The organism is Nocardioides kongjuensis (assembly GCF_013409625.1).
In the GTDB taxonomy this organism is placed as follows: domain Bacteria; phylum Actinomycetota; class Actinomycetes; order Propionibacteriales; family Nocardioidaceae; genus Nocardioides; species Nocardioides kongjuensis.
Genome location: NZ_JACCBF010000001.1, coordinates 4,773,998 through 4,797,249 on the forward strand (window position 1 = coordinate 4,773,998; position 23,252 = coordinate 4,797,249).

Genomic DNA, 23,252 nt, shown 5'->3' on the forward strand with positions numbered 1-23,252 from the left:
ATAATGGAAGGTAACCTGTCGATATGTCAAGAGAACTGATCCGGCCGGACCGGGAGCCGCTGATCGCGCTCGTCGACAAGACCGCTCGGGTGATGCGAGCGGACATGGTCGCCGGTGCGCACCGCGCCGGGTTCGCCGAGGTCGCGCCGTCGCACAACGCGGTGTTCGCGACCCTGCCGCCCGAGGGCGCTCGCGCCGCCGACATGGCCGCCCGGGCCGGGATCACCCGCCAGTCGATGGGCGAGGTGGTCCGCGACATGGTGCGGCTGGGGATGCTCGAGATGGTCCCGGACCCGACGGACGGCCGGGCGAAGCTGGTGACCTACACCGACTACGGCAGGCAGGTCGCCCAGGCCGGCATGGACCACATCAACGCCCTCGACCGGATGTTCCGCGACGAGCTCGGCGAGGCGGAGTACGAGGCCGCACGCCGCGTCCTCGCGCGCGTCCGGGAGCTGCTCACGCCGTGACCGTGGGCGCGTGCTCCCCGTCGTCGACCGAGCGGAAGTTCCGCTCGGCGAAGCGGCGTGCCGCCCGCACCGAGGGCCCCAGCCCGATCGAGGCGGCGAGGATGATCGCGGCGATCACCAGCCACCCCTCGGCGCCCCAGGTCAGGGCGAGGAAGGTGTAGACCGCCGGCGACCACTGGAAGCCCAGGGCGCCGGCGACCTCCTGGACGCCCTGGTACTCCCCGCGCCGGTCGGGGTCGGAGAGCTCGGCCTCGAACGACCAGCTGGCCGCCGAGATGGCGAGCTCGGCGCCGGTCACGGTCACGTGCCCGAGCCAGACGAGCAGCATGGTGATCAGGCCGACCGTCGAGTGGGTGATCATCGTGATGACGCACGAGGTCACGAAGAAGGCCGAGGAGATCCACACGTAGCGCAGGGCGTCGTCGAGGGTCCGCACGCCCTTGGAGGTGTAGGCGGGCAGGAAGATGCACAGCACCGTGTTGGTGCCGAACAGCCAGGCGAGCAGGACCTGCGGCGCGTCGGTGGCCTCGACCAGCCACAGCGGGATCACGACGTTGAGCAGGATCTGGTTGGTCCACATCACGCCGAGGAAGAAGGTCGTGAGGATCCAGCCGACGTTGCGCAGTGGTCCGGGGCCGGAGGGCCGGACGCGGGCCTCGCCGCTGGAGACCCGCAGGTCGTGCGGCGCGGCGGGCAGTCGGGTGATGCCCACGGCGTTGAGCACCATCAGCACCGCCGTGACCACCGGGGTCCACCGGATCACCTCGAGGCTGCCCGTGGCGAGCGCGAGGCCACCGACCAGGGCGCCGAAGGTGTGGCCGATGTTGAGCCAGGAGTACATGTAGGACTGTGTCTGGACCCGGGTCTCGGGCGGCAGCACGTCGTAGACGTAGGCCTGGTGGCTCGACCGGCCGAAGGCGGTGAAGGCGCCCATCAGCGCGGCCGCGACGACGTACTGCCCGAAGCCGTCGACGAACGGCAGCGCGAGGAACACCAGCGCGCGGGCCACCGCCTGCGCCGCCCAGATCCGCTTGGGCCCGACGCGGTCGATGATCCGGCCCGCCGGGTAGGAGAACGCGAACTGCGCGATGCCCATGATCGTCAGCGCCAGGCCGGCGCGACCCGCGGACATGCCCACGACCTTCGTGAGGAACACCGCGCTGCCTGTCATGAACGCGCTCTCGCCGAGCGCGAAGACCATGCCCTGGGTCGCGAGTCGTCGCGGGAGACCGGCAGGTGGCATCAGGCGGGCGAAGAACCCGCGCGGATCGCCCGAGAGAGGAGTGCTCATCACGGACATGATCTCGCCGGGGACTAGCGTCTGTCGCGTGGATTTCTGGTCGCCCGACGCAACGCCTGTCAGCGTGGTGGCGCAGGCGCGTGCCTGGCTCGACGGTCCCGACGACGTCGACCTGGTCGTCGCCACGTCCGGGTCGACCGGGCAGCCCAAGCGGGTGCGGGTCCCGCGGGCCGCGGTGCTGGCGTCCGTCCGGGCCTCGGCCGCGCGGCTGGGCGCGAGCGGGCCGTGGGTGCTGGCCCTGCCGCCGTCGTACGTCGCGGGGGTGCAGGTCGTCGTCCGCTCGCTGGTCGCGGGCCACGAGCCGACGCTGCTCGAGCGCGACGGGTGGCCGACCGGGGACGGGTGGTTCGTCTCGCTCGTGCCGACGCAGCTGACCCGGATGCTCTCCTCGGAGCCCGACCTGGAGGCGTTGCGGCGGGCGCACACGGTGCTGCTCGGCGGCGGCCCGATCGGCGCCTCACTGCGCGCGCGGGCCGCGGACGCCGGCGTGCACGTCGTCGCGACCTACGGCTCGGCGGAGACCGCCGGCGGCTGCGTGTACGACGGGATGCCGCTCGACGGGGTCGCCGTGGCGCTGGGGGAGGGCGGCCGGATCCGGATCGCCGGGCCCACCCTCTTCACCGGGTACGACGGCCGCCCGGACCTGACCGCTGAGGTGCTCGTCGGCGGCTGGTTCCTGACCTCCGACGCCGGCCGACTCGACGAGGACGGACGGCTGGTCGTCATCGGGCGGGTCGACGACGTGATCGTCACGGGTGGGCTCAACGTGCCCGGGCCGGCGGTGGCCGAGAGGCTCCGCGGGCATGCTGGGGTCAGCGCGGCCGAGGTGCTCGGCGTACCGGATCCGGAGTGGGGCAACCGGGTCGTCGCCTTCGTCGTGGGCACGGCCGACCTGGAGGAGCTGCGGGACTGGGTGGGCGCCGCGCACCCGCGTGCCTGGGCGCCGCGTCAGCTGGTCCGGCTGGACGCGATCCCGCTGCTGGCCAACGGGAAGACCGACCGGCAGGCGCTGCTGGCGCTGGTGCAGGTGGGGCGATGAGGGTCGTCTCGATCGCGATGCGGACCCGGTTCCGCGGGATCACGCTCCGCGAGGCGGCGCTGCTGCCCGGCGTGGCGGGGTGGGGGGAGTGGAGCCCGTTCCTGGAGTACCCGCCCGAGGTGGCCGAGCCGTGGCTGCGCTGCGCCGAGGAGGCGGCAGCGGGGTTGTGGCCGGCACCCCTGCGTGACCGGGTCCCGGTCAACGTGACCGTGCCGGCGGTCGGGCCCGAGCGGGCGCACGAGATCGTGCTCGCCGGCGGCTGCCGGACCGCCAAGGTCAAGGTCGCCGAGCCCGGACAGGTCCTCGCCGAGGAGGAGGCCCGGCTGGAGGCGGTCAGGGACGCGCTCGACACCCTCGGCCCCGGCGGCCGGATCCGCGTCGACGCCAACGGCGGCTGGTCCGTCGACGAGGCGGTCGCCGCGATCGGCCGGCTGGACCGGGCTGCCGGCGGCCTGGAGTACGCCGAGCAGCCGGTCGCGTCCGTCGAGGACCTCGCGCTCGTGCGGCGCCGGGTGTCCGTGCCGGTCGCGGCCGACGAGTCGATCCGCCGCGCCGAGGACCCCTACCGGGTGCGCGAGCTCGACGCGGCCGACATCGCGGTGCTCAAGGTGCAGCCGCTGGGCGGGGTCCGCGCGTGCCTGGAGATCGCCGAGCGGATCGGCCTGCCCGTCGTGGTCTCCAGCGCGCTGGAGACCTCCGTCGGGATCGCGGCCGGCGTCGCGCTCGCGGCCGCCCTGCCCGAGCTGCCGTACGCCTGCGGTCTCGCCACGGTGCAGCTGCTCACCGGCGACGTCGTGGACGACTCGCTGCTGCCGGTCGGCGGTGCCCTGCCCGTCGTACGACCTGCGGTCGAGGCGGCGCGGCTCGACGCCCTCGCGGCCGCGCCGGAGCGGGTGGCGCACTGGGAGGCCCGGCTCGCGCAGGTGCGGGCGGTGCGGAAGGATCAGCGTCCATGACGGACAGCTCGTTCGCGCTCGCGGACGCCCTCGTCGACCGGCTCCGGCGAGCCGGCGTGAGCGAGGTCGTGGTGGCGCCCGGGTCGCGCAACGCCCCGCTGGCGATGGCGCTGTGGGCAGCCGCGCAGGCCGGAGGGCTCCGGCTGCACACGCGGATCGACGAGCGCACGGCCGGCTTCCTCGCGCTCGGCCTGACGAAGTCGGGCGCCCGGGCCGCCGTGCTGACCACCTCCGGCACCGCCGTCGCCAACCTGCACCCGGCCGTCCTCGAGGCCGTGCACGCCGGCGTCGGCCTGGTCGTCGTCTCGGCCGACCGCCCTGCCCGCCTGCGCGGCACCGGCGCCAACCAGACCACCGACCAGGTCGGCATCTTCGGCGGCTTCGTGTCGACGTACGACATCGCCGCGGTCGCCGACCTCGCGGCCGTGCCCGTCCCGTGGGACAGCGTCGTCCACCTCAACCTCCAGCTCGACACCCCGCTCGTGCCGCCCGCGGCGCGCACCCCGTGCGAGCTGGCCGCGATCGAGCCGGAGTCGCGACCGGAGCGCACGAGGCGCGGTCCCAGTCCGCTGCAGCCCGGCCCGCGGACGGTCGTGGTGGCGGGGGACGACGCGAGCCAGCGGGCGCGGCAGCTGGCCGAGACGGCCGGGTGGCCGCTGCTCGCCGAGCCGTCCAGCGGCTCGCGCACCGGCGACAACGCGCTGCGCACCTACCGCCTGCTGCTCGGCACCGACCTCGGGGCCCGCATCGAGCGGGTCGTGGTGTTCGGCCGGCCGACGCTGTCCCGGCCGGTGACCCGGCTCCTCGAGCGCGCGGACGTCGAGGTGCTCGTCGTGCCCGGCCCCGGTGTGTGGCCGGTGCGTCCCGACGGGTCCCGCACGATCGACGGGCCGACCTGGGCCGGCGACCAGCCGGACGACCCGGCCTGGCTCGACGCCTGGCGCACGGCGGACCGCGAGCTCGGCAGGCGCATCGACCAGCTGCTGGCCGAGCAGCCCGCACTGACGCCGTACGACGTCGCTGCGGTCACCCACGCCGCCCTCCCCGCCGGGGGCCTGCTCGTCGTCGGCGCCTCGAGCCCGATCCGCGACCTCGACATCATGGCCCGCCCGCCCTCGGTCGGCACCCACCGCAAGGTGATCGCGAACCGTGGTCTGGCCGGCATCGACGGCACCATCAGCACCGCGATCGGCGCCGCGCTGGGTCGGCCCGACGGCACGCGCAACCTTGCCCTGATGGGCGACCTGACCTTCCTGCACGACCAGACCGCGCTCGTGCTCGGACCCGACGAACCCCGCCCGGACCTGACGATCGTCGTACCGAACGACGACGGGGGCGCGATCTTCTCGATGCTCGAGCAGGGCGCCCCCGAGCACGCGGCGTCCTTCGAGCGGCTCTTCGGCACGCCGCACGGCCACGACCTCGCCAGCCTCTGCGCGGCCGCCCGGATCCCGCACCTGCGGGTCACCTCGCGCCCGGAGCTGGAGCAGGCGCTGGCCAGCCCCAACGGCGGCATCGAGGTCGTCGAGGCCGTCGTGTCCCGCGCAGGACGTCGTGACCTGGACCTGCGGATCCGGTGCCTCTAGGCGATCCAGATCTCGCCGGTGTCCGGACCGCTCAGGGCGGGGCACCGGACGTCGGGCAGCACCTGGACGTCGAAGATCTCCTCGACGGCGGTGGTGAACTCGAAGGTCGCGACGGTCGTCCCGGTCGCCAGGTCGATGACGCCGAGGCCGCACTTGAGCTGGTCGTGGTACTCCGCGAGGGGGACCTCGCCGAAGATGGCGGTCTCCCGGATCCGCGAGAGCCCGACGAACGCGAGGCCGTCGTGGATCGCGAGCCCGCGGGCGTAGCCGGGCAGGGCCGCGACGACGTCGCGGCGCCCGGAGGCGAGGTCGACGCGCTGCAGGTGACCCATCCCCGAGTTGAGGACGTAGAGGTGCCCGTCGTGCCACCGCGGCGAGTGCGGCATGACGATCCCAGTGGTCACCGGCTGGCCCGAGGCGACGTCGAGGACCATGCCGCTGGCCTTCGGCAACCGGCGCCACCCGGTCGGCTCGTCGGTGGCGGCCATCAGGCTGACGTACGCCGGCCGGCCGTCGCGCAGCGCGAGCCCGTTGAGGTGGCACCGGTCCTCGGCGGCCAGCGAGGTGATGAACGGCGGGCGCCAGCGCGGTACGAAGTTGTGCTCCGCGCGCTCGGGAGCCGTGAGCCCGACGAGGCAGGAGAAGGCGGTGTTCACCATCCAGAGCTCGGGTGCGCCGTCCGCGTCGCGTCCCCAGACCATCTCGTGTCCCTGCACGGGGCCGGTGAAGGTCGAGCTGCGCGGCAGGTAGCAGCCGTCGTACCGCGCACCGGGGAGCCGGCGGGCGATGTCGGGGAAGGAGCGCAACGACCACACCTGGTTCTTCGAGCCCACCGTGAGGCCCGGGCCGGTGCGCCCGGCTGCACTGGGCGCGTCGGCCGGGTCCACCGCGACTCCCATCGCCCGGTCGAAGTGCCGGAAGGACAGGTTGACCCGCCCGTCGTCCACTCCGACCGCGACCAGCTGGCCGGCCTGGTAGGTGGAGACCAGCAGCGAGCACCCGGCCTTCGTCAGGATCTCCGGCAAGGACGCGCTGTGGGTCCAGGACACCGGCGTACCGATGTCCTTCCCCGCGGGCCTGTCGCTCGCCGTGGCGTCCTCGATGTCCGCACTCGTGGGCATGGCAGAGTGTTGCACCGGTCCCGTCAGCTGCAGGACGCGGCCTGGTTGGCGGCGGCGGCCGCGGCGGCCGCCTTGGCCTTCTTGAGCTTGGCCTTGGCCTTCTTGATCTTGGCCGCGTTGTGCGACTTCTTGGCCTTCTTGAGCTTGGCCTTGGCCTTGGTCACCTTTGCGGCGGCATCGGCGGACGCGGTGGTCGCCGGTGCGCAGGCCGGGTTCACGGCTGGGGCACCGCCGGTCCCGCCCGTGCCGCCGGTCCCGCCGGTCCCGCCGGTCCCGCCCGTGCCGGGGTCGGCGATCCCGCGCACCCACAGCTCGCGTCCGTGCGCGGCGTCGGATCCGGTGAAGAACAACGCCGTGCCGACCGCGGCGAACCCGTTGGGCGAGGAGGAGTTCGGGTAGGTCTCGGTGTGACCGTCGTAGGTGTAGGTGTACGTGCCGGGGTAGAGGTCCTGGACCAGTGCCGTGCCGCCGGCAGTGCCGTCGGACGACCACAGCTCGCCACCGTGGTCCGGGTCGTAGCCCCGGAAGAAGAGCGTGCTGCCGATCATCGCGCCGGCGCCGGAGGAGTGGGAGTACGAGTACGTGCCGCTCCCCGCTCCCGGGTTGATGTCCTTGACCAGGACGGTGCCGGCCGCGGTGCCGTTGGACCTCCACAGCTCGCGGCCGTGGGCGTCGTCGCGTGCGGAGAAGTAGAAGGTCGCACCCGCGGAGGCCAGACCGTGCGGGTCGGACTGGTTCGTGTACGTGTCGGTGTGCTCGACGCCCTCGTCGTCGGTGTAGGTGTAGGTGGTGGTCCCGGGGTAGATGTCCTTGACCAGCGTGGTGCCCACCGCGGTGCCGTCGGACTTCCACAGCTCACGGCCGTTGGTCCCGTTGTCGGCCGAGAAGAACAGCGTGTTGCCGATGGCGGACACTGGCCGTGGGCCGGCGCTGTTGGGGTAGGTGAAGGTCTCGGTGTGCTCGACGCCCTCGTCGTCGGTCCAGGTCTCCGTGTAGCTGTAGGTCCCGGGATAGATGTCCTTCACGAACGCGGTGCCGCCGGCCGTGCCGTCGGACTTCCACAGCTCGCGACCGGTCGTCTCGTCCCAGCTCGAGAAGAAGAGCGTGGTGCCTGCGGCGGAGAAGTCGGCCAGGCTGGAGCCGTTGGGCCAGGTGTAGGTGTGCTCGACGCCCTCGTCGTCGGTGTAGGTGGAGGTGCTGGTCCCAGGGGTGATGTCCTTGAGCAGCACGGTCCCGGCGGTCGTGCCGTCGGACCTCCACAGCTCCTGGCCGTGGTCGGCGTCGTTCGCGGCGAAGTAGAGGGTCCCGCTGGCAACCGCGAATTCGTTGCCGTACGAGCCGTAGTACTCGCCATAGCCGTAGGACGAGCCAGCCGGCCCCGGGTTGATGTCCTTGACCAGCACCGTGCCTGCCGGGGTGCCGTCCGTCTTCCAGACCTCGCGGCCGTGGTCCGGGTCGTAGGCGGAGAAGAAGACGCTGCCGCCGAGCGCCACGAAACCGCTGGGCCCGGAGCTGTTGGGCTCGGTGTAGGTGTGCACGACACCGCCGTCGTCGGTGTAGGTGTCGGTGTAGGAACCCGGGTAGATGTCCTTGACCAGCACCGTGCCGGCGGACGTGCCGTCCGACTTCCACAGCTCGGTCCCGCCGCCGTCGGTGGAGGCGGCGAAGAAGACGGTGTTGCCGAGGACGGCCTTGTCGCCCGGGTAGCTGCTGTCGGTGCCGGGCCGGATGTCGGCGACGACGTGGGGGTCGGTCGAGGCGGCGAGGGCGGGCGCCATGCCGAGCCCGGACAGGCCGAGAGCGGTCACCGCGACAGCAGCGCCTGACCGGGCGCTGGCCTGGCGGAGGCGGCGGCGGCGCTGCTTGCGCTCGGCCTTCTGCGCTGCCCGGCGCTGGATCGACTTCTCGCGTGCCTGACGCTGCCCCATGCTCATGCGGGCGAAGGTAGTGATGCCGCGCACGGGCAGGACGAAAGTCCCGGAAATCTTTACCTGTGGCGGCGTTCCGGTCTAGTCAGGATCCGCATCGGTGGCTCAGGAAGTCCACGAGGGCCGGCGCGAACCGCGCGTAGACGTCCTCCGTGAGCTGCTCGATCCGGTCCTTGTCCTCGGCTTCGAGGGGGCCCTCCCGGCCGTCCGTGCCGACGACCTGACCGACGCGGCGGTAGTAGCTGCGCAGGCCCTCGACGTCCTGCGCAAGCGCCGGTGGGGGTGAGATCTCGCGCAGCAGCTGCAGGTTGGCACCGACCTGGTGCCGGACCTCCGTCGTGGTCGCGTCATCCGTGACCGGCGACAGCGGAGCGCGCTGTGAGCCACCCCAGCACGCCACGCCACTCGGTTCGGCCGCTCCTGGGGCCCTGCCACCCTGGCCGGATCGGCCGCCGTTGCCCCGGGCCTTTCCGGGGCCGCGGCCGTCGGCCGGTCCGCCCGCGCTGTTGGTCGGGGTGCCAGTCGGCGTGCCGGTCGGGGTGCCGGCGGGGGCATCGGTCCCGGACGCCTGCGGGCCGGGTGTCGTGCCCGACAGCCCTTCGCTCGGCCCCGCCGTCGGCGTGGACGTGACGTCCGAGGTCGACCGAGCGGTCGACGTCGCGTCGGTGTCGTCACGCTGGAGCACCCAGGCCAGCGCGCCCACGGCGACCAGGACGACGATCGCGGCGGCGATCCAGCGGCGGTTCGGTCGGAGCGTGGGCATGCCCGGGATCGTAGGTGCGGCGTGCCGGACGCGAACTCGAATCCGCGAATCCGCCATGTTCCTGGTGACGGGAATCCGCGCGTGGCCCCCTAGGTTGGGCGTGCAAGCCGTGCGACCAGCCACCCAGACAAGGACGGACCCGTGGAGATCGCCTTCCTGCTCGTCGCCATCGCGGCCACGGTGCTCGCCGTGACCGCGATCTCGGAGCACGTCGAGGTCCCGGCACCGCTCACGCTGGTCGTGGTCGGCGTCGCGGCGTCGTACGTCCCGGGTGTGCCGGAGCTGCGCCTCGAGCCCGAGGTGGTGCTGCTCGGCCTGCTCCCGCCGCTGCTCTACTCCGCCGCGGTCAACACCTCGCTCGTCGACTTCAACGCCAACCGACGCCCCATCCTGCTGCTGTCCGTGGGCCTGGTCGCCTTCACGACCTTCGGTGTCGCGGCGGTCATCCGCATGGTCATCCCGGAGGTGGAGTGGCCGCTGGCGCTCGCCATCGGCGCGGTCGTCGCGCCGCCCGACGCCGTCGCCGCGACCGCGATCGGCCGTCGGATCGGCCTGCCGCGGCGGATCGTCACGATCCTCGAGGGTGAGTCGCTGTTCAACGACGCCAGCGCGCTGGTGGCGTTGCGGGCGGCCGTCACCGCCATCGGTACGACGGTCACCGCCTGGCAGGTCGGCCGCGACTTCGTCATCGCGGCCGGGGGCGGCGTGGCCGTCGGCGCGCTGACCTTCGTGGCCGTGGGCTTCCTGCGCAAGAAGGTCACCGACCCCCTGATGGACACCGCCATCTCGCTGGTGATCCCGTTCGCGGCGTACATCGTGGCCGAGAAGATCCACGCCTCCGGCGTGGTCGCGGTCGTGGTGGCCGGCCTGGCGCTCGGGCACGTCGCGCCGGTCCTGCAGACCGCGCAGTCGCGGATCGCGGAGCGGATGAACTGGCGCACGATCGCCTACGTCCTGGAGAACACCGTCTTCCTCCTCATCGGCCTGCAGGCCGACTGGCTGCTCAACGAGGTCGGCAAGAGCGAGTTCGGGGTCGGGACCGTCGCGGCTGCCTGCGCCGCCGCCTTCGTCGCCGTCGTCGTGCTGCGGATGGTGTGGGTCTTCGCCGGTCAGGCGCTGCTCTTCCGCCACGGCCCCGACCCGGTGACCGGGGAGCAGCGCTCGTGGCGCTACTCGTTCCTCATCGGCTGGGCCGGCATGCGCGGCGTGGTCACCCTGGCCGCGGCGTTCACGGTCCCCGAGCACACGGCCCACCGGGAGGTGCTGCTCATCGTGGCCTTCACCGTCGTGGCCGGCACCCTGCTGGGCCAGGGGCTGACGCTGCCGATGATCGCCCGCAGGCTGCACGTGCCCTCGCCCGACCCGCACGACGACGCCCTCGCCCGGGCGACCCTGCTGCAGCAGGCCGCGAAGGCCGGCATCCACCGGCTCGACGAGCTGGCCGCCGACTGCGACGACCCCCACCAGGTCCGAGCCCTGATCGTCCAGCGGATCGAGCAGCGCAACTTCGCCGCCTGGGAGCGGCTCGGCACCACCGCGGGCGAGGAGAGCCCGAGCGACCTCTACTCCCGCTGGCGCGGCGAGATGATCGAGGCCGAGCGCCGCCGGGTCCTCGAGATCCGGTCCACCGGGTCGGTGCCCTCGGAGATCGTCAGCGAGGTGCTCGCGATGCTCGACGTCGAGGAGTCGATGCTCGACGCGGCCGAGGCCGCCCGTGCCGACCTGCGCGACACCAGCCGCGTCCAGCGCTACGACGGGTGCGAGCACCTCGCGCACGCCCCGCTCCTCGACCCGCCCGACGAGCCGGCCTGTGCCGCGTGCCTCGCCGAGGGCACCCGCTGGGTCGCGCTGCGGATGTGCCTGTCCTGCGGCCAGGTCGGCTGCTGCGACTCCTCCCCGAGCCGGCACGCGACCGCCCACTTCCGCTCCACCCAGCACCCCGTCATGCGCTCGGTCGAGCCGGACGAGGACTGGCGCTGGTGCTACGTCCACCACCAGACCGGCTGAGCCGCAGGACTACCGTGGCGCCATGCGCCTCACCAAGTTCGGCCACTCCGCGGTCCGGCTCGAGCACGCCGGCACGACGCTCGTCCTCGACCCCGGTTCCTGGAGCCAGCGCGAGTGCGTCGAAGGCGTCGACGCGGTGCTCATCACCCACGAGCACCCCGACCACTACGCCCCCGAGCACCTGCGTGCGACGGATGCGCCGATCTTCACCATCGACGCGGTCGCGGCCCAGATCCGTGAGCACGCGCCCGACCTGCTCGAGCGGGTCACCGTGGTCGCGCCCGACGAGACCTGGACCATCGGCGACATCGCGGTTCGTGCCGTGGGGGAGCTGCACGCGGTGATCCACCCCGAGCTGCCGCGCTTCCACAACAGCGGCTACCTGCTGACCGCGGGGGAGAGCACCGTCTTCCACCCGGGCGACGCGCTGACCCCGCCGGGCGTGCCGGTCGACGTGCTCCTGGCGCCCGTGTGCGCGCCCTGGATGCGGGTGTCCGAGGGGGTCGACTTCGCGCGCGAGGTCGGCGCGGCCCGTAACGTCGCGATCCACGACCGGGTGTTCTCCGCCGAAGGGCTCGGCGTCGCCGACGCGCAGTTCGGCCGCTTCCTGGAGGCCGCCGGCCAGGAGTACGCGCGACTGGCCGACGGCACCGACCTCTGATCCGGGCCAGGACCCGATCTCTCTGAGCGGCCCGGTCAGCAGACGCTCAGGTCGACCCGGCATGATGGCCTGATGCCGATCGCTCGATCCACCGTCGTGGGCGCCACCACCGGCGTCCTCCTCCTCGCCGGAGCCGTGGGCTTCGGTGTCGGCCTGCCGAAGGTCGTCGACGACCCGGCTGCGGTGCCCACGCTGCCGACCAAGCTCGACAACCGCTTCGTCGCGCTCCAGGCGATCACGCCGGAGCAGGCGGGCGCGACCTCGCCCGACCAGGCCGCGCAGATCAAGACCTTCACCGACCGCGCCGCCAAGTCGGAGGCGGAGACCCGCAAGATCCTGGTCAAGCAGTACGACGCCGCCGCCGTCCGTGCCTACATCGACGTGCCCGCGGCGTCCGCCTCCTCGCAGTCCATCCCGGCGCAGATCGCGGTGACGGTCATCCCGGGCGACGCCGGCCTGGTCAACCCGAGCGGTCCGTTCGTCGTCGACGAGTCGGGCTCGCACTACACGCTCGAGGTCATCCACGGCAGCCACTGCGCCGTCGCCTGGAACGAGCCGGTCGACCAGACCGCCGGCACGCCCACCGGCCAGAAGCCGACGGGCGCCGACTACCGCGTCCAGTGCCGCAAGGAGGTCGACGGGCTCACCTACGACCTCTACACCAACGGCCTGACGCCCAACGAGGTCGCGTCGTACGTCGACAAGGTGCTCGAGCTCACCGGGAAGGCCTGACCGGCGTGGCCCGTGCAGCCCTCGACAAGCAGCCGGCCGACGTCCGCCGGATGTTCGACACGGTCGCGCGACGCTACGACCTGACCAACGACATCCTGTCCTTCGGCCAGGACCGTCGCTGGCGACGCGACGTGCTCGCCGCGGTCGACCCGTCGTACGGCGACCGGGTGCTCGACCTGGCCGCCGGCACCGGCACCTCCAGCCAGCCGTTCCTGGACGCCGGCGCGGAGGTCGTGCCGTGCGACTTCTCGATCGGGATGCTCCAGGTCGGCAAGAAGCAGCTGCCCCACCTGCCCTTCACCGCCGGTGACGGCACCAGGCTCCCGTTCCGCGACGCCACCTTCGACGCGGTCACGATCTCGTTCGGCCTGCGCAACATCGTCGACCCGCTGGCGGGCCTCGCGGAGATGCGCCGGGTCACCAAGCCCGGCGGCCGGCTGGTGGTGTGCGAGTTCAGCCACCCCACGTGGAGCCCGTGGCGCACGGTCTACATCGAGTACCTGATGAAGGCGCTCCCGGCCGTCGCGCGCACCGTCTCCTCGGCCCCCGACGCCTACGTCTACCTGGCCGAGTCGATCCGCGCCTGGCCCGACCAGCGCGGCCTGGCCGACCTGATCGCCGAGGCCGGCTGGACGAGGCCGGAGTGGCGCAACCTGTCGGGTGGCATCGTCGCCCTGCACCGCGCCACGGCCTGACGGGCGAGCGCGTGGACCCGCTCGCCGACCGCGTCGAGTGGACGGTCACCAGCGAGGAGCAGACCGCCCTCATCCGTACGTCGACGTGGCGCCTGTGGCGCAGGCTCGCGCTCTACCTCGTCGTCCTCTTCGCCTGCGGCATGGCGGTGCTCGGCTCGGCTCGCTGGGGCGTGCCCGGCCTGGCCCTCGGACCGGTGGCCGGCGTGGTGATGGGGGCCTGGTTCTGGCTGTCGGCCCGCTCGTCGGTGCGCCGGATGCTGCTCGCCGCCTACCCGGTCGGTGCCACGGTGGCCGCGGAGGCGACCGAGGACACCCTGCGGCTCGAGACGGCGGCCGGGGCCAGCGACCTGCCCTGGGACCGACTGGTCCTGGCGTCGCCGGGCCCCGTCGTCGTCCTGGCCCGCGACGCGGTCGACAGGCAGTGGATCACGCTCCCGCGCCAGCTGGTGCCGGACGCCTGGCTGCACCACCTCGCGGCCTGAGGTCGCGCGGAGGAATTACGCAACCCTCTCGTTGCTGAATCCGCAGGTCAGGGCGGGTTTCGGCCTGCGCGAGCGTGCCGGACGGCTTCGATGGCCACCCCCCTGTGACGAGGTCTGCGGGCAGTGGCAGGATGTGTGCCACACCACTAGTGATTCTGTTCACAAGATCACGAGAGGGAGGCTCATGGAGCTCTACACGCCGGTACTGGTGCTGGCGGCGCTGGCTGCGTTGTTCGCGGTCGGGTCGGTCGTCATGAGCACGATGGTGGGGCCGCGGCGCTACAACCGCGCCAAGTACGACTCCTACGAGTGCGGCATCGAGCCGACCCCCCAGGCGCTGACGGGCCGCTTCCCGGTGAAGTACTACATCACCGCGATGCTCTTCATCGTCTTCGACATCGAGATCGTCTTCCTCTACCCGTGGGCCGTGCGCTTCGACGCCATGGCCTGGTACGGGCTGATCGAGATGGTCCTGTTCATCGCCACGGTCTTCGTGGCCTACGCCTACGTGTGGCGCCGCGGCGGACTGGATTGGGATTGAGGACCACGGTGCACGTCAGCGGATCGCGGTCCTCAACGGGAGGTAGATGATGGGTGTCGAGGAGAAGCTCCCCAGCGGAGTCCTGCTGAGCACGGTCGAGGGCCTCGCCGGCTACATGCGCAAGGCCAGCTTCTGGCCCGCGACCTTCGGCCTGGCCTGCTGCGCGATCGAGATGATGACGAGCGGCGGCCCGAAGTACGACCTCGCGCGGTTCGGCATGGAGGTCTTCCGGGCCAGCCCGCGCCAGGCCGACCTGATGATCGTGGCCGGCCGGGTCAGCCAGAAGATGGCGCCGGTGCTGCGCCAGATCTACGACCAGATGGCCGAGCCCAAGTGGGTGCTCGCGATGGGCGTGTGCGCCAGCAGCGGCGGCATGTTCAACAACTACGCGATCGTCCAGGGCGTCGACCACGTCGTCCCCGTCGACATGTACCTCCCCGGCTGCCCGCCGCGCCCGGAGATGCTCATCGACGCGATCCTCAAGCTGCACGACAAGGTCCAGCACACCCCGCTCGGTGCCAACCGCCAGGCGCAGATCCGTGAGCTCGAGGCCGAGGGCCTGGTCGCCCTGCCGACCAGCGACATGAGGGGGATGCTGCGGTGAGCGACGAGAAGCCGGCCGAGAAGTCCGTCGAGCAGCGCGCCACCGACCAGTCGCCCGAGAACGCCCCCGAGGCCCTCGGCGAGCCCGGCCTCGAGGTCCGCGCCGTCGGCGAGCGCCACGGCATGTTCGGCGTGAAGGGCTCCGGCGACACCAGCGGGTACGGCGGCCTGGTGGCCCCCGTGGTCCTGCCCGGTGCCGCGCAGCGCCCCTACGGCGGCTGGTTCGACACCGTCGCCGACGTCTTGGACCCGCTGATCGAGCAGGTCGTGATCCACCGCGGCGAGATCACCTTTCACGTCCACCCCGACCACCTCGTCGAGGTGGCGAGGAAGCTCCGCGACGACCCGAGCCTGCGCTTCGAGCTGCTCTCGGGAGTCAGCGGCGTGCACTACCCGGGCGACACCGGGCGCGAGCTGCACGCGGTCTACCACCTGATGTCGTTCACCTGGAACCGCCGGGTCCGGGTCGAGGTCGCCGTACCCGACAGCGACCCGCACCTGCCGTCCCTCGTCCCGGTCTACCCGGCGGCCGACTGGCACGAGCGCGAGACCTGGGACATGTTCGGCCTGCAGTTCGACGGCCACCCGGCGCTGACCCGGATCCTGATGCCCGACGACTGGCCGGGCCACCCGCAGCGCAAGGACTACCCGCTCGGCGGCATCCCCGTCGAGTACAAGGGCGCCAGCGTGCCACCGCCGGACCAGCGGAGGAGCTACAACTGATGAGCACCGACTTCTACGCCGACGGCACCGACACCGCCGAGGGCAAGGTCTTCACCGTCACCGGCCAGGACTGGGACGAGATCGCCGCCGACATGGGCGAGGGTGACGCCGCCGAGCGCATCGTCGTCAACATGGGCCCGCAGCACCCGTCGACGCACGGCGTGCTCCGGTTGATCCTCGAGATCGAGGGCGAGACGGTCACCGAGGCCCGCTGCGGCATCGGCTACCTCCACACCGGCATCGAGAAGAACATGGAGTTCCGCTCCTGGACGCAGGGTGTCACGTTCTGCACCCGGATGGACTACCTCTCCCCGTTCTTCAACGAGATGACCTACGTGCTGGGCGTCGAGCGGTTGCTCGACATCGAGGACGACATCCCCGAGAAGGCCCAGATCATGCGGGTCCTGCTCATGGAGCTGAACCGGATCTCCTCCCACCTCGTGTGCATCGCCACCGGAGGCATGGAGATCGGCGCCCTGACGGTGATGACCATCGGGTTCCGCGAGCGTGAGCTGGTTCTCGACCTGTTCGAGCTGATCACCGGCCTGCGGATGAACCACGCGTTCATCCGTCCCGGCGGTGTCGCGCAGGACCTGCCGCCCGGTGCCCTCGACGAGATCCGATCCTTCGTCGCGCTGATGAAGAAGCGCCTCCCGGAGTACGCCGCGCTCTGCAACGCCAACCCGATCTTCAAGGCACGCCTGGAGAACGTCGGCCACCTCGACCTCGAGGGCTGCATGGCGCTCGGCCTCACCGGCCCGGTGCTGCGCAGCACCGGCTACGGGTTCGACCTGCGCAAGGCACAGCCCTACTGCGGCTACGAGACCTACGACTTCGACGTGCAGACCTGGGACACCGCCGACTCCTACGGCCGCTTCCGCGTGCGCCTCAACGAGATGCACGAGTCCCTCAGGATCATCGAGCAGGCCGCCGACCGGCTGGCGCGGCTCGAGGGGGCGCCGGTCATGGTCGCCGACAAGAAGGTCGCCTGGCCCAGCCAGCTGTCCATCGGCAGCGACGGCATGGGCAACAGCCTCGACCACATCCGCCACATCATGGGCGAGTCGATGGAGGCCCTGATCCACCACTTCAAGCTGGTGACCGAGGGCTTCCGGGTCCCCGCCGGGCAGGCCTACGTGCCGGTCGAGTCGCCGCGCGGCGAGCTCGGCGCCCACGTCGTCTCCGACGGCGGCACCCGTCCGTTCCGGGCGCACTTCCGCGACCCGTCGTTCAACAACCTCCAGGCGATGGGCGTGATGAGCGAGGGCGGCCAGATCGCCGACGTCATCGTCGCCATCGCGAGCATCGACCCGGTCATGGGAGGCGTCGACCGATGAGCACCCAGCCCCTCGACGACAAGACGATCGCCGAGCTGCGCGAGATCGCCGAGCGCTACCCCGAGGCGCGCTCGGGCCTGCTGCCGATGCTGCACCTGGTGCAGTCGGTGCAGGGCCGGATCACCCCCGAGGGCATCGAGGCCTGCGCCGCGATCCTCGAGATCAGCGCCGCCGAGGTCAACGGCGTCGCGACCTTCTACACGATGTACAAGCGCCACGGCGTCGGCGACTACCACGTCGGCGTCTGCACCAACACGCTGTGCGCGGTGATGGGCGGCGACGCGATCTTCGAGCGGCTCAAGGACCACCTCGACATCGGCAACGACGAGGTCGCGGTCCAGCGGCAGGGCGACTCCCGCACGGTCAGCCTCGAGCACATCGAGTGCAACGCCGCCTGCGACTACGCGCCGGTCGTGATGGTCAACTGGGAGTTCATGGACAACCAGACCCCCGAGTCGGCGGTCCAGATGGTCGAGGCGCTGCGGGCCGGCCACGAGGTCAGCTCGACCCGCGGCCCCAAGCTCTGCACCTGGCGGGAGGCCGAGCGGGTGCTCGCCGGCTTCCCCGACGGCCGCGTCGACGAGGGACCCTCTGCGGGCTCGGCCTCGCTCGCCGGTCTCGAGATCGCCCGCCAGCGCGGCTGGCACGCCCCGGACCCGGCGGCCGCGCCCGCCGTCGAGGCCGCACAGAAGTCGGAGACCGACGCATGACCGACGTGCTGACCCCCGTCCTCACCGACATCTGGGACGCCGAGCAGTCCTGGAAGCTCGCGACGTACGCCGGCAGGGGCGGCTACTCCGCCCTCGACGTCGCGTTCGCGATGAGCCCCGACGACGTGATCGCCACCGTCAAGGACAGCGGCCTGCGCGGCCGCGGCGGCGCCGGGTTCCCGACCGGCATGAAGTGGTCCTTCATCCCCCAGGACAACCCGAAGCCCAAGTACCTCGTCGTCAACGCCGACGAGTCCGAGCCGGGCACCTGCAAGGACATCCCGCTGATGATGGGCAACCCCCACGTCCTCGTCGAGGGCGTCATCATCAGCTCCTACGCCATCCGCGCCAACAAGGCGTTCATCTACATCCGCGGCGAGGTCGTCCACGTCATCCGCCGGGTGCAGGCCGCCGTCGCCGAGGCGTACGCCGCCGGCCACCTCGGCAAGGACATCCACGGCTCCGGCTACGACCTCGACGTCGTCGTCCACGCCGGTGCCGGCGCCTACATCTGCGGCGAGGAGACCGCCCTCCTCGAGGGCCTCGAGGGCCGGCGCGGACAACCGCGCCTGCGCCCGCCGTTCCCCGCCGTCGCCGGCCTCTACGCCAGCCCGACGGTCATCAACAACGTCGAGTCCATCGCCTCGGTCCCGGCGATCGTCAAGAACGGCGCTGCCTGGTTCGGCTCGATGGGCACCGAGAAGTCCAAGGGCCACGGCATCTTCTCGCTGTCCGGGCACGTGCAGAAGCCAGGACAGTACGAGGCGCCGCTCGGCATCACGCTGCGCGAGCTGCTCGACCTCGCCGGCGGCATCCGCGAGGGCCACCAGCTGAAGTTCTGGACTCCTGGCGGATCCAGCACGCCGTTGCTCACGGCCGAGCACCTCGACGTACCCCTCGACTTCGAGGGCGTCGGCGCGGTCGGCTCGATGCTCGGCACCCGCGCGCTGCAGATCTTCGACGAGACGGTCTGCGTCGTGCGCGCGGTGCTGCGCTGGACGGAGTTCTACAAGCACGAGTCCTGCGGCAAGTGCACGCCCTGTCGCGAGGGCACCTGGTGGCTGGTGCAGGCGCTCACCCGCCTGGAGAACGGCCAGGGCAGCGAGGCCGACCTCGACCAGCTGCTCGACCAGTGCGACAACATCCTGGGCCGCTCGTTCTGCGCGCTCGGCGACGGCGCGACCAGCCCGGTGTCGAGCTCGATCCAGCACTTCCGCGAGGAGTACCTCGCGCACCTCGCCCAGGGTGGCTGCCCGTTCGACCCCGCGCGGTCGACGGCCTGGTCCGGAACGGAGGTCTCGGCGTGAGCGCCCCGGAGATCGAGAAGACCGACCTGGTCACCGTCACCATCGACGGCGTCCAGGTCAGCGTCCCCAAGGACACCCTGGTGATCCGCGCCGCCGAGCAGGTCGGTGTGCAGATCCCGCGGTTCTGCGACCACCCGCTGCTGGCGCCGGTCGGCGCGTGCCGGCAGTGCCTGGTCGACGTGCCCGATGCCGGCAACGGCCGCGGGTTCCCCAAGCCGCAGGCCTCCTGCACGCTGCCGGTGGCCGAGGGCATGGTCGTCAGCACCCAGGTCACCAGCCCGGTCGCCGACAAGGCACAGCAGGGCGTGATGGAGCTGCTGCTCATCAACCACCCGCTCGACTGCCCGGTCTGCGACAAGGGCGGCGAGTGCCCGCTGCAGAACCAGGCGATGTCCAACGGCCGGGCCGAGTCGCGCTTCTCCGACGACCGCAACCGCGGCGTGAAGCGGACCTTCCCCAAGCCGATCAACCTCTCGCCGACGGTGCTGCTCGACCGCGAGCGCTGCATCGTGTGCCAGCGCTGCACCCGGTTCGCCGACGAGATCGCCGGCGACCCGTTCATCGCGCTGGTCGAGCGCGGCGCCCAGCAGCAGATCGGCATCGCCGAGGACGCGCCGTTCCTGTCGTACTTCTCCGGCAACGTCATCCAGATCTGCCCGGTCGGTGCGCTCACCTCCGAGCAGTACCGGTTCCGCTCGCGGCCCTTCGACCTGGTCTCGACGCCCGGCATCGCCGAGCACGACGCCTGCGGGTCCGCGATCCGCGTCGACCACCGCCGCGGCACCGTGCTGCGCCGCCAGGCGGGCAACGACCCCGACGTCAACGAGGAGTGGATCAGCGACAAGGACCGGTTCGCCTTCGCCTACGCCCACGGCGACGACCGGATCACCTACCCGCAGGTCCGCGACGAGGACGGCTCGCTGCGCGCGGCGTCGTGGCCCGAGGCGTTCGCCGTCGCCGCCCGCGGTCTCGCTGCCGCCAAGGAGGCCGGTGGCGTCGGCGTGCTGACCGGTGGCCGGCTCAGCGCCGAGGACGCCTACGCCTACGGGAAGCTCGCCCGGGTCGCGCTCGGCACCAACGACATCGACTTCCGGGCCCGCCCGCACTCCGCGGAGGAGGCGGCCTTCCTCGCCGCGTCCGTCGTGCTGACCGGCCCCGGCAACGGCGGTGTCACCTACGACGACCTCGAGTCGGCCGCGAAGGTCGTCCTGGTCGGCCTGGAGCCCGAGGACGAGGCCGCCGCGATCTTCCTGCGGCTGCGCAAGTCGGTCCGCGCCGGCGGGACCGAGGTCATCAGCCTCGCACCGTTCACGACCCGCGGCCTGGCGAAGCTGTCCGCCCGCGTCCTCCCGACCGTGCCCGGCGACGAGCCGGCTGCCCTGCGGGCCCTGGCCGGCGAGCTGGACGCCACCACCGTCGTGCTCGTGGGGGAGCGGCTCGCCACGGTGCCCGGCGCGCTCACGGCCGCCGGCGAGGTCGCCGCATCCACCGGAGCCCGGCTGGCCTGGGTGCCGCGCCGCGCCGGTGACCGCGGCGCGCTCGAGGCCGGCTGCCTGCCGACCCTGCTGCCCGGCGGACGCCCGGTCGAGGACCCCCGGGCCCGGGTCGACGTCGCCGCCGCCTGGGGCGTCGAGCACCTGCCGGAGGCCGAGGGCCGCAGCGGTGACGCGATCCTCGAGGCGTTGTCCAGCGGCGAGCTCGGCGGCCTGGTGATCGCCGGCGTCGACCCGCTCGACACCAGCAACCCGACCGCAGCGCTGGCCGCGATCGACGCGGCCGGCTTCGTGGTCGCGCTCGACCTGCGCCGCACCGAGGTCACCGACCGGGCCGACGTGGTCTTCCCGGTCGCGCCCACCACCGACAAGGCCGGCACCTTCGTCAACTGGGAGGGCCGGGTCCGCACCTGGGAGGCCGCCCTGCACAACCCGGCCTCGCTGCCCGACCTGCGTGCCCTGGCCGGCATCGCCGACGAGATGGGCGCCCCGCTGGGCTTCCGCACCGTCGACGAGGTCCGCGCCGAGATGGCGCAGCTCGGGCCGTGGGACGGTGAGCGGCCGCGTCTCGACTCCTCCACGCTCGTTCCTGACGAGGGCCACCCGACGGGCTCGGGCACGGTGCGGCTCGCCACCTGGAAGCAGCTCCTCGACAACGGCTCGCTCCAGGACGGCGACAAGTTCCTCAAGGCGACCGCCCGCACGCCGGTCGCCCTCGTCACGCCCGCGGACTTCGACCGCTACGGGCCGACGGTCACCCTCACCGGTGACCGCGGGTCGATGACGCTGCCGGCCGAGATCTGCGACGACCTCGTCGAGGGCGTGGTCTGGGTGCCGGCCAACTCGGTCGGCAACGGCGTCCTCGCCGACCTGGCGTCGCCGGGCGCCACGGTCACCATCACGGGAGCGGAAGGGGTGCACGGGTGAGCCAGTCGCTCGCACTGTTCGGCAAGGACCCCTGGTGGGTCGTCGGTCTGAAGACCCTCCTGATCTTCGTGATCCTGGTCCTGCTCACGCTGTTCAACATCTGGTGGGAGCGCCGGGTCGTGGCCCGGATGCAACACCGGATCGGCCCCAACGTGCACGGCCCCTTCGGCCTGCTGCAGTCGCTGGCCGACGGCGTGAAGCTGGCCTTCAAGGAGGACCTGATCCCCAAGGCCGCCGACAAGGTGGTGTTCGTGCTCGCCCCCGTGATCGTCGTGGTGCCGGCGTTCGTGACGTTCAGCGTCATCCCGTTCGGCCCGGACGTGAACTTCTTCGGGCACCGCACGCCACTGCAGCTCACCGACATGCCGGTGGCCGTGCTCTTCGTGATGGCGATCGCCTCGATCGGCATCTACGGCATCGTCCTCGGCGGCTGGTCCAGCGGCTCGACGTACTCGCTGCTCGGCGGCCTGCGCTCGAGCGCGCAGATGATCTCCTACGAGGTCGCCATGGGCCTCGCGCTGGTCGCGGTGTTCATGTACGCCGGCTCCATGTCGACCAGCGAGATCGTCGCCGCGCAGGGCGACTGGTGGTTCGGGCTGATCCTGCTGCCGTCGTTCGTCATCTACACGATCGCCATGGTCGGTGAGACCAACCGGGCGCCCTTCGACCTCCCCGAGGCCGAGGGCGAGCTGGTCGGCGGCTTCCACACCGAGTACTCCAGCCTGAAGTTCGCGCTGTTCTTCCTCGCCGAGTACATCAACATGGCGACCGTCTCCGCGCTCGCGACCACGCTCTTCCTGGGCGGCTGGCACGCGCCGTTCTGGATCGACCACGTCTGGGCCGGCGCCAACGAGGGCTACTGGCCGGTGCTGTGGTTCTTCGGCAAGGTGCTGTCCTTCATCTTCGTGTTCATCTGGCTGCGCGGCTCGCTGCCGCGACTGCGCTACGACCAGTTCATGGCGTTCGGCTGGAAGCGGCTGATCCCCGTCTCGCTGGTCTGGATCGTCGCGGTCGCCACCATGCGGGCCGCCCGCAACGAAGGCGTGTTCGGCGAGAGCTTCGGCACCAACCCGCAGTTCTGGCTGATCCTGGCCGGCGTGCTGCTGGTGGTCCTGCTGGTGACCTTCTTCGTCCCGGAGAAGGACGAGGAGGCCACCGTCGAGCCGGCCCGGCCGCGGGCCGGGGGCTTCCCGGTGCCGCCGATGCCCGCGGGCGGTGCCGTCCGCGGCGCCGCCGCTCCGCTGGTGTTCCGCACGTCCGACACTGAGACCGTCCGCGATTCAGGGGTGAGCAATGGCTGACCAGCCCAAGGGTCCGTCCCTCAAGGAGCAGTTCTGGGACCCGGTCGCCGGGTTCGGGGTCACCTTCCGGACGATGTTCCGCAAGGTCGTCACCGAGCAGTACCCCAAGGAGAAGTTCCCCACCGCGCCGCGCTTCCACGGCCGCCACCAGCTCAACCGCTGGCCCGACGGCCTCGAGAAGTGCGTCGGCTGCGAGCTGTGCGCCTGGGCGTGCCCGGCCGACGCGATCTACGTCGAGGGCGCCGAGAACATCGACCAGCCGGACAGCGACGGCATCTCGCAGCGCTACAGCGCCGGTGAGCGGTACGGCCGCGTCTACCAGATCAACTACCTGCGCTGCATCCTGTGCGGGCTGTGCATCGAGGCCTGCCCGACCCGGGCGCTGACGATGACCAACGAGTACGAGCTCGCCGACGACAGCCGCGCCAGCCTGATCTACGAGAAGTCCGACCTGCTGGCGCCGCTGCTGCCCGGCATGGAGCAGCCGCCCCACCCGATGCTGCTCGGCAACGACGACGACTACTACCGCGGAGACTTCAAGGGGGCCGAGCAGTGACCGCCTTCTGGGTC

General features: G+C 71.9%; 22 protein-coding genes. 18 read left to right on the forward strand and 4 right to left on the reverse strand.

Annotated features, from left to right (window positions below):
* Nucleotides 1–23 precede the first annotated feature (23 nt).
* A complete protein-coding gene (locus BJ958_RS22935) occupies nt 24–470 on the forward strand; it encodes a MarR family winged helix-turn-helix transcriptional regulator (protein ID WP_179729132.1) in 447 nt (148 codons plus the stop codon).
* On the opposite strand, the gene BJ958_RS22940 is transcribed toward BJ958_RS22935, so the two are convergent.
* Complete coding sequence (locus BJ958_RS22940; protein ID WP_179729133.1) at nt 460–1,761, reverse strand: MFS transporter; 1,302 nt, start codon at nt 1,759–1,761, stop codon at nt 460–462. The genes BJ958_RS22935 and BJ958_RS22940 overlap by 11 nt on opposite strands.
* A gap of 37 nt (nt 1,762–1,798) precedes the next feature.
* On the opposite strand from BJ958_RS22940, the gene BJ958_RS22945 reads away from it, so the two are divergent.
* From BJ958_RS22945 to menD, 3 genes are read left to right on the forward strand one after another with little or no spacing between them, the layout of a single operon-like run.
* Nucleotides 1,799–2,809 (forward strand): AMP-binding protein, encoded by a 1,011-nt coding sequence (locus BJ958_RS22945; protein ID WP_343052771.1) that lies wholly within the window; start codon nt 1,799–1,801, stop codon nt 2,807–2,809.
* Complete coding sequence (locus BJ958_RS22950) at nt 2,806–3,765, forward strand: o-succinylbenzoate synthase (protein ID WP_179729135.1); 960 nt, start codon at nt 2,806–2,808, stop codon at nt 3,763–3,765. Before BJ958_RS22945 ends, BJ958_RS22950 begins: the two co-directional genes overlap by 4 nt.
* The gene (gene menD / locus BJ958_RS22955; RefSeq protein ID WP_179729136.1) at nt 3,762–5,351 is read left to right on the forward strand and encodes a 2-succinyl-5-enolpyruvyl-6-hydroxy-3-cyclohexene-1-carboxylic-acid synthase; all 1,590 of its coding nucleotides are present in this window, start codon (nt 3,762–3,764) and stop codon (nt 5,349–5,351) included. The genes BJ958_RS22950 and menD overlap by 4 nt, the downstream gene beginning before the upstream one ends.
* Here the strand turns inward: menD and BJ958_RS22960 are convergent.
* The 3 genes from BJ958_RS22960 to BJ958_RS22970 all read right to left on the reverse strand — a co-directional run bounded on the left by BJ958_RS22960 (nt 5,348) and on the right by BJ958_RS22970 (nt 9,163).
* Nucleotides 5,348–6,472: a TIGR03032 family protein gene (locus BJ958_RS22960; protein ID WP_179729137.1), complete on the reverse strand. Its 1,125-nt coding sequence runs from the start codon at nt 6,470–6,472 to the stop codon at nt 5,348–5,350. The two genes, menD and BJ958_RS22960, sit on opposite strands and share 4 nt — an antisense overlap.
* A gap of 23 nt (nt 6,473–6,495) precedes the next feature.
* Nucleotides 6,496–8,406: an ELWxxDGT repeat protein gene (locus BJ958_RS22965; protein ID WP_179729138.1), complete on the reverse strand. Its 1,911-nt coding sequence runs from the start codon at nt 8,404–8,406 to the stop codon at nt 6,496–6,498.
* Between the two features lie 79 nt (nt 8,407–8,485).
* Nucleotides 8,486–9,163 carry a hypothetical protein gene (locus BJ958_RS22970; protein WP_179729139.1) on the reverse strand — a complete coding sequence of 226 codons (678 nt, stop codon included), beginning with the start codon at nt 9,161–9,163 and terminating at the stop codon, nt 8,486–8,488.
* A 141-nt stretch (nt 9,164–9,304) separates the two neighbouring features.
* On the opposite strand from BJ958_RS22970, the gene BJ958_RS22975 reads away from it, so the two are divergent.
* From BJ958_RS22975 to nuoI, 14 genes are all read left to right on the forward strand, one after another.
* Nucleotides 9,305–11,170: a cation:proton antiporter domain-containing protein gene (locus BJ958_RS22975; RefSeq protein WP_179729140.1), complete on the forward strand. Its 1,866-nt coding sequence runs from the start codon at nt 9,305–9,307 to the stop codon at nt 11,168–11,170.
* A gap of 22 nt (nt 11,171–11,192) precedes the next feature.
* Nucleotides 11,193–11,831: an MBL fold metallo-hydrolase gene (locus BJ958_RS22980; protein WP_179729141.1), complete on the forward strand. Its 639-nt coding sequence runs from the start codon at nt 11,193–11,195 to the stop codon at nt 11,829–11,831.
* A gap of 72 nt (nt 11,832–11,903) precedes the next feature.
* Complete coding sequence (locus BJ958_RS22985) at nt 11,904–12,563, forward strand: hypothetical protein (RefSeq protein WP_179729142.1); 660 nt, start codon at nt 11,904–11,906, stop codon at nt 12,561–12,563.
* 5 nt (nt 12,564–12,568) lie between these two features.
* Complete coding sequence (locus BJ958_RS22990; protein WP_179729143.1) at nt 12,569–13,258, forward strand: demethylmenaquinone methyltransferase; 690 nt, start codon at nt 12,569–12,571, stop codon at nt 13,256–13,258.
* Nucleotides 13,259–13,269: 11 nt separating this feature from the next.
* Complete coding sequence (locus BJ958_RS22995) at nt 13,270–13,740, forward strand: hypothetical protein (RefSeq protein WP_179729144.1); 471 nt, start codon at nt 13,270–13,272, stop codon at nt 13,738–13,740.
* Nucleotides 13,741–13,924: 184 nt separating this feature from the next.
* On the forward strand, nt 13,925–14,281 hold the full coding sequence (locus BJ958_RS23000) for an NADH-quinone oxidoreductase subunit A (RefSeq protein ID WP_179729145.1): 357 nt from the start codon (nt 13,925–13,927) through the stop codon (nt 14,279–14,281).
* Nucleotides 14,282–14,330: 49 nt separating this feature from the next.
* On the forward strand, nt 14,331–14,885 hold the full coding sequence (locus BJ958_RS23005) for a NuoB/complex I 20 kDa subunit family protein (protein ID WP_141800511.1): 555 nt from the start codon (nt 14,331–14,333) through the stop codon (nt 14,883–14,885).
* A complete protein-coding gene (locus BJ958_RS23010; protein WP_179729146.1) occupies nt 14,882–15,607 on the forward strand; it encodes an NADH-quinone oxidoreductase subunit C in 726 nt (241 codons plus the stop codon). Before BJ958_RS23005 ends, BJ958_RS23010 begins: the two co-directional genes overlap by 4 nt.
* Entirely contained in the window at nt 15,607–16,944 is a 1,338-nt protein-coding gene (locus tag BJ958_RS23015) for an NADH-quinone oxidoreductase subunit D (protein WP_179729147.1), read from the forward strand. The genes BJ958_RS23010 and BJ958_RS23015 overlap by 1 nt, the downstream gene beginning before the upstream one ends.
* Nucleotides 16,941–17,654 carry an NADH-quinone oxidoreductase subunit NuoE gene (gene nuoE / locus BJ958_RS23020; RefSeq protein WP_179729148.1) on the forward strand — a complete coding sequence of 238 codons (714 nt, stop codon included), beginning with the start codon at nt 16,941–16,943 and terminating at the stop codon, nt 17,652–17,654. Before BJ958_RS23015 ends, nuoE begins: the two co-directional genes overlap by 4 nt.
* Nucleotides 17,651–18,961 (forward strand): NADH-quinone oxidoreductase subunit NuoF, encoded by a 1,311-nt coding sequence (nuoF, locus tag BJ958_RS23025; RefSeq protein ID WP_179729149.1) that lies wholly within the window; start codon nt 17,651–17,653, stop codon nt 18,959–18,961. The genes nuoE and nuoF overlap by 4 nt, the downstream gene beginning before the upstream one ends.
* On the forward strand, nt 18,958–21,381 hold the full coding sequence (locus BJ958_RS23030) for an NADH-quinone oxidoreductase subunit G (RefSeq protein ID WP_179729150.1): 2,424 nt from the start codon (nt 18,958–18,960) through the stop codon (nt 21,379–21,381). Before nuoF ends, BJ958_RS23030 begins: the two co-directional genes overlap by 4 nt.
* Nucleotides 21,378–22,682, forward strand: a complete 1,305-nt coding sequence (gene nuoH / locus BJ958_RS23035) for an NADH-quinone oxidoreductase subunit NuoH (protein ID WP_179729151.1) — start codon at nt 21,378–21,380, stop codon at nt 22,680–22,682. The genes BJ958_RS23030 and nuoH overlap by 4 nt, the downstream gene beginning before the upstream one ends.
* The gene (gene nuoI, locus BJ958_RS23040) at nt 22,675–23,238 is read left to right on the forward strand and encodes an NADH-quinone oxidoreductase subunit NuoI (protein ID WP_179729152.1); all 564 of its coding nucleotides are present in this window, start codon (nt 22,675–22,677) and stop codon (nt 23,236–23,238) included. Before nuoH ends, nuoI begins: the two co-directional genes overlap by 8 nt.
* Nucleotides 23,239–23,252: the final 14 nt, after the last annotated feature.

Excerpts from the sequence above, each read along its gene's own strand:
- BJ958_RS22940 (WP_179729133.1), bottom strand. The coding sequence starts at position 1,761 with ATGAGCACTCCTCTCTCGGGCGATCCGCGCGGGTTCTTCGCCCGCCTG.
- menD (WP_179729136.1), top strand. The coding sequence starts at position 3,762 with ATGACGGACAGCTCGTTCGCGCTCGCGGACGCCCTCGTCGACCGGCTC.
- BJ958_RS22980 (WP_179729141.1), top strand. The coding sequence starts at position 11,193 with ATGCGCCTCACCAAGTTCGGCCACTCCGCGGTCCGGCTCGAGCACGCC.
- BJ958_RS22960 (WP_179729137.1), bottom strand. The coding sequence starts at position 6,472 with ATGCCCACGAGTGCGGACATCGAGGACGCCACGGCGAGCGACAGGCCC.
- BJ958_RS22935 (WP_179729132.1), top strand. The coding sequence starts at position 24 with ATGTCAAGAGAACTGATCCGGCCGGACCGGGAGCCGCTGATCGCGCTC.
- BJ958_RS23005 (WP_141800511.1), top strand. The coding sequence starts at position 14,331 with ATGGGTGTCGAGGAGAAGCTCCCCAGCGGAGTCCTGCTGAGCACGGTC.
- BJ958_RS22970 (WP_179729139.1), bottom strand. The coding sequence starts at position 9,163 with ATGCCCACGCTCCGACCGAACCGCCGCTGGATCGCCGCCGCGATCGTC.
- nuoE (WP_179729148.1), top strand. The coding sequence starts at position 16,941 with ATGAGCACCCAGCCCCTCGACGACAAGACGATCGCCGAGCTGCGCGAG.
- BJ958_RS22985 (WP_179729142.1), top strand. The coding sequence starts at position 11,904 with ATGCCGATCGCTCGATCCACCGTCGTGGGCGCCACCACCGGCGTCCTC.
- nuoF (WP_179729149.1), top strand. The coding sequence starts at position 17,651 with ATGACCGACGTGCTGACCCCCGTCCTCACCGACATCTGGGACGCCGAG.
- BJ958_RS22965 (WP_179729138.1), bottom strand. The coding sequence starts at position 8,406 with ATGAGCATGGGGCAGCGTCAGGCACGCGAGAAGTCGATCCAGCGCCGG.
- nuoI (WP_179729152.1), top strand. The coding sequence starts at position 22,675 with ATGGCTGACCAGCCCAAGGGTCCGTCCCTCAAGGAGCAGTTCTGGGAC.
- BJ958_RS22950 (WP_179729135.1), top strand. The coding sequence starts at position 2,806 with ATGAGGGTCGTCTCGATCGCGATGCGGACCCGGTTCCGCGGGATCACG.
- BJ958_RS23000 (WP_179729145.1), top strand. The coding sequence starts at position 13,925 with ATGGAGCTCTACACGCCGGTACTGGTGCTGGCGGCGCTGGCTGCGTTG.
- BJ958_RS23015 (WP_179729147.1), top strand. The coding sequence starts at position 15,607 with ATGAGCACCGACTTCTACGCCGACGGCACCGACACCGCCGAGGGCAAG.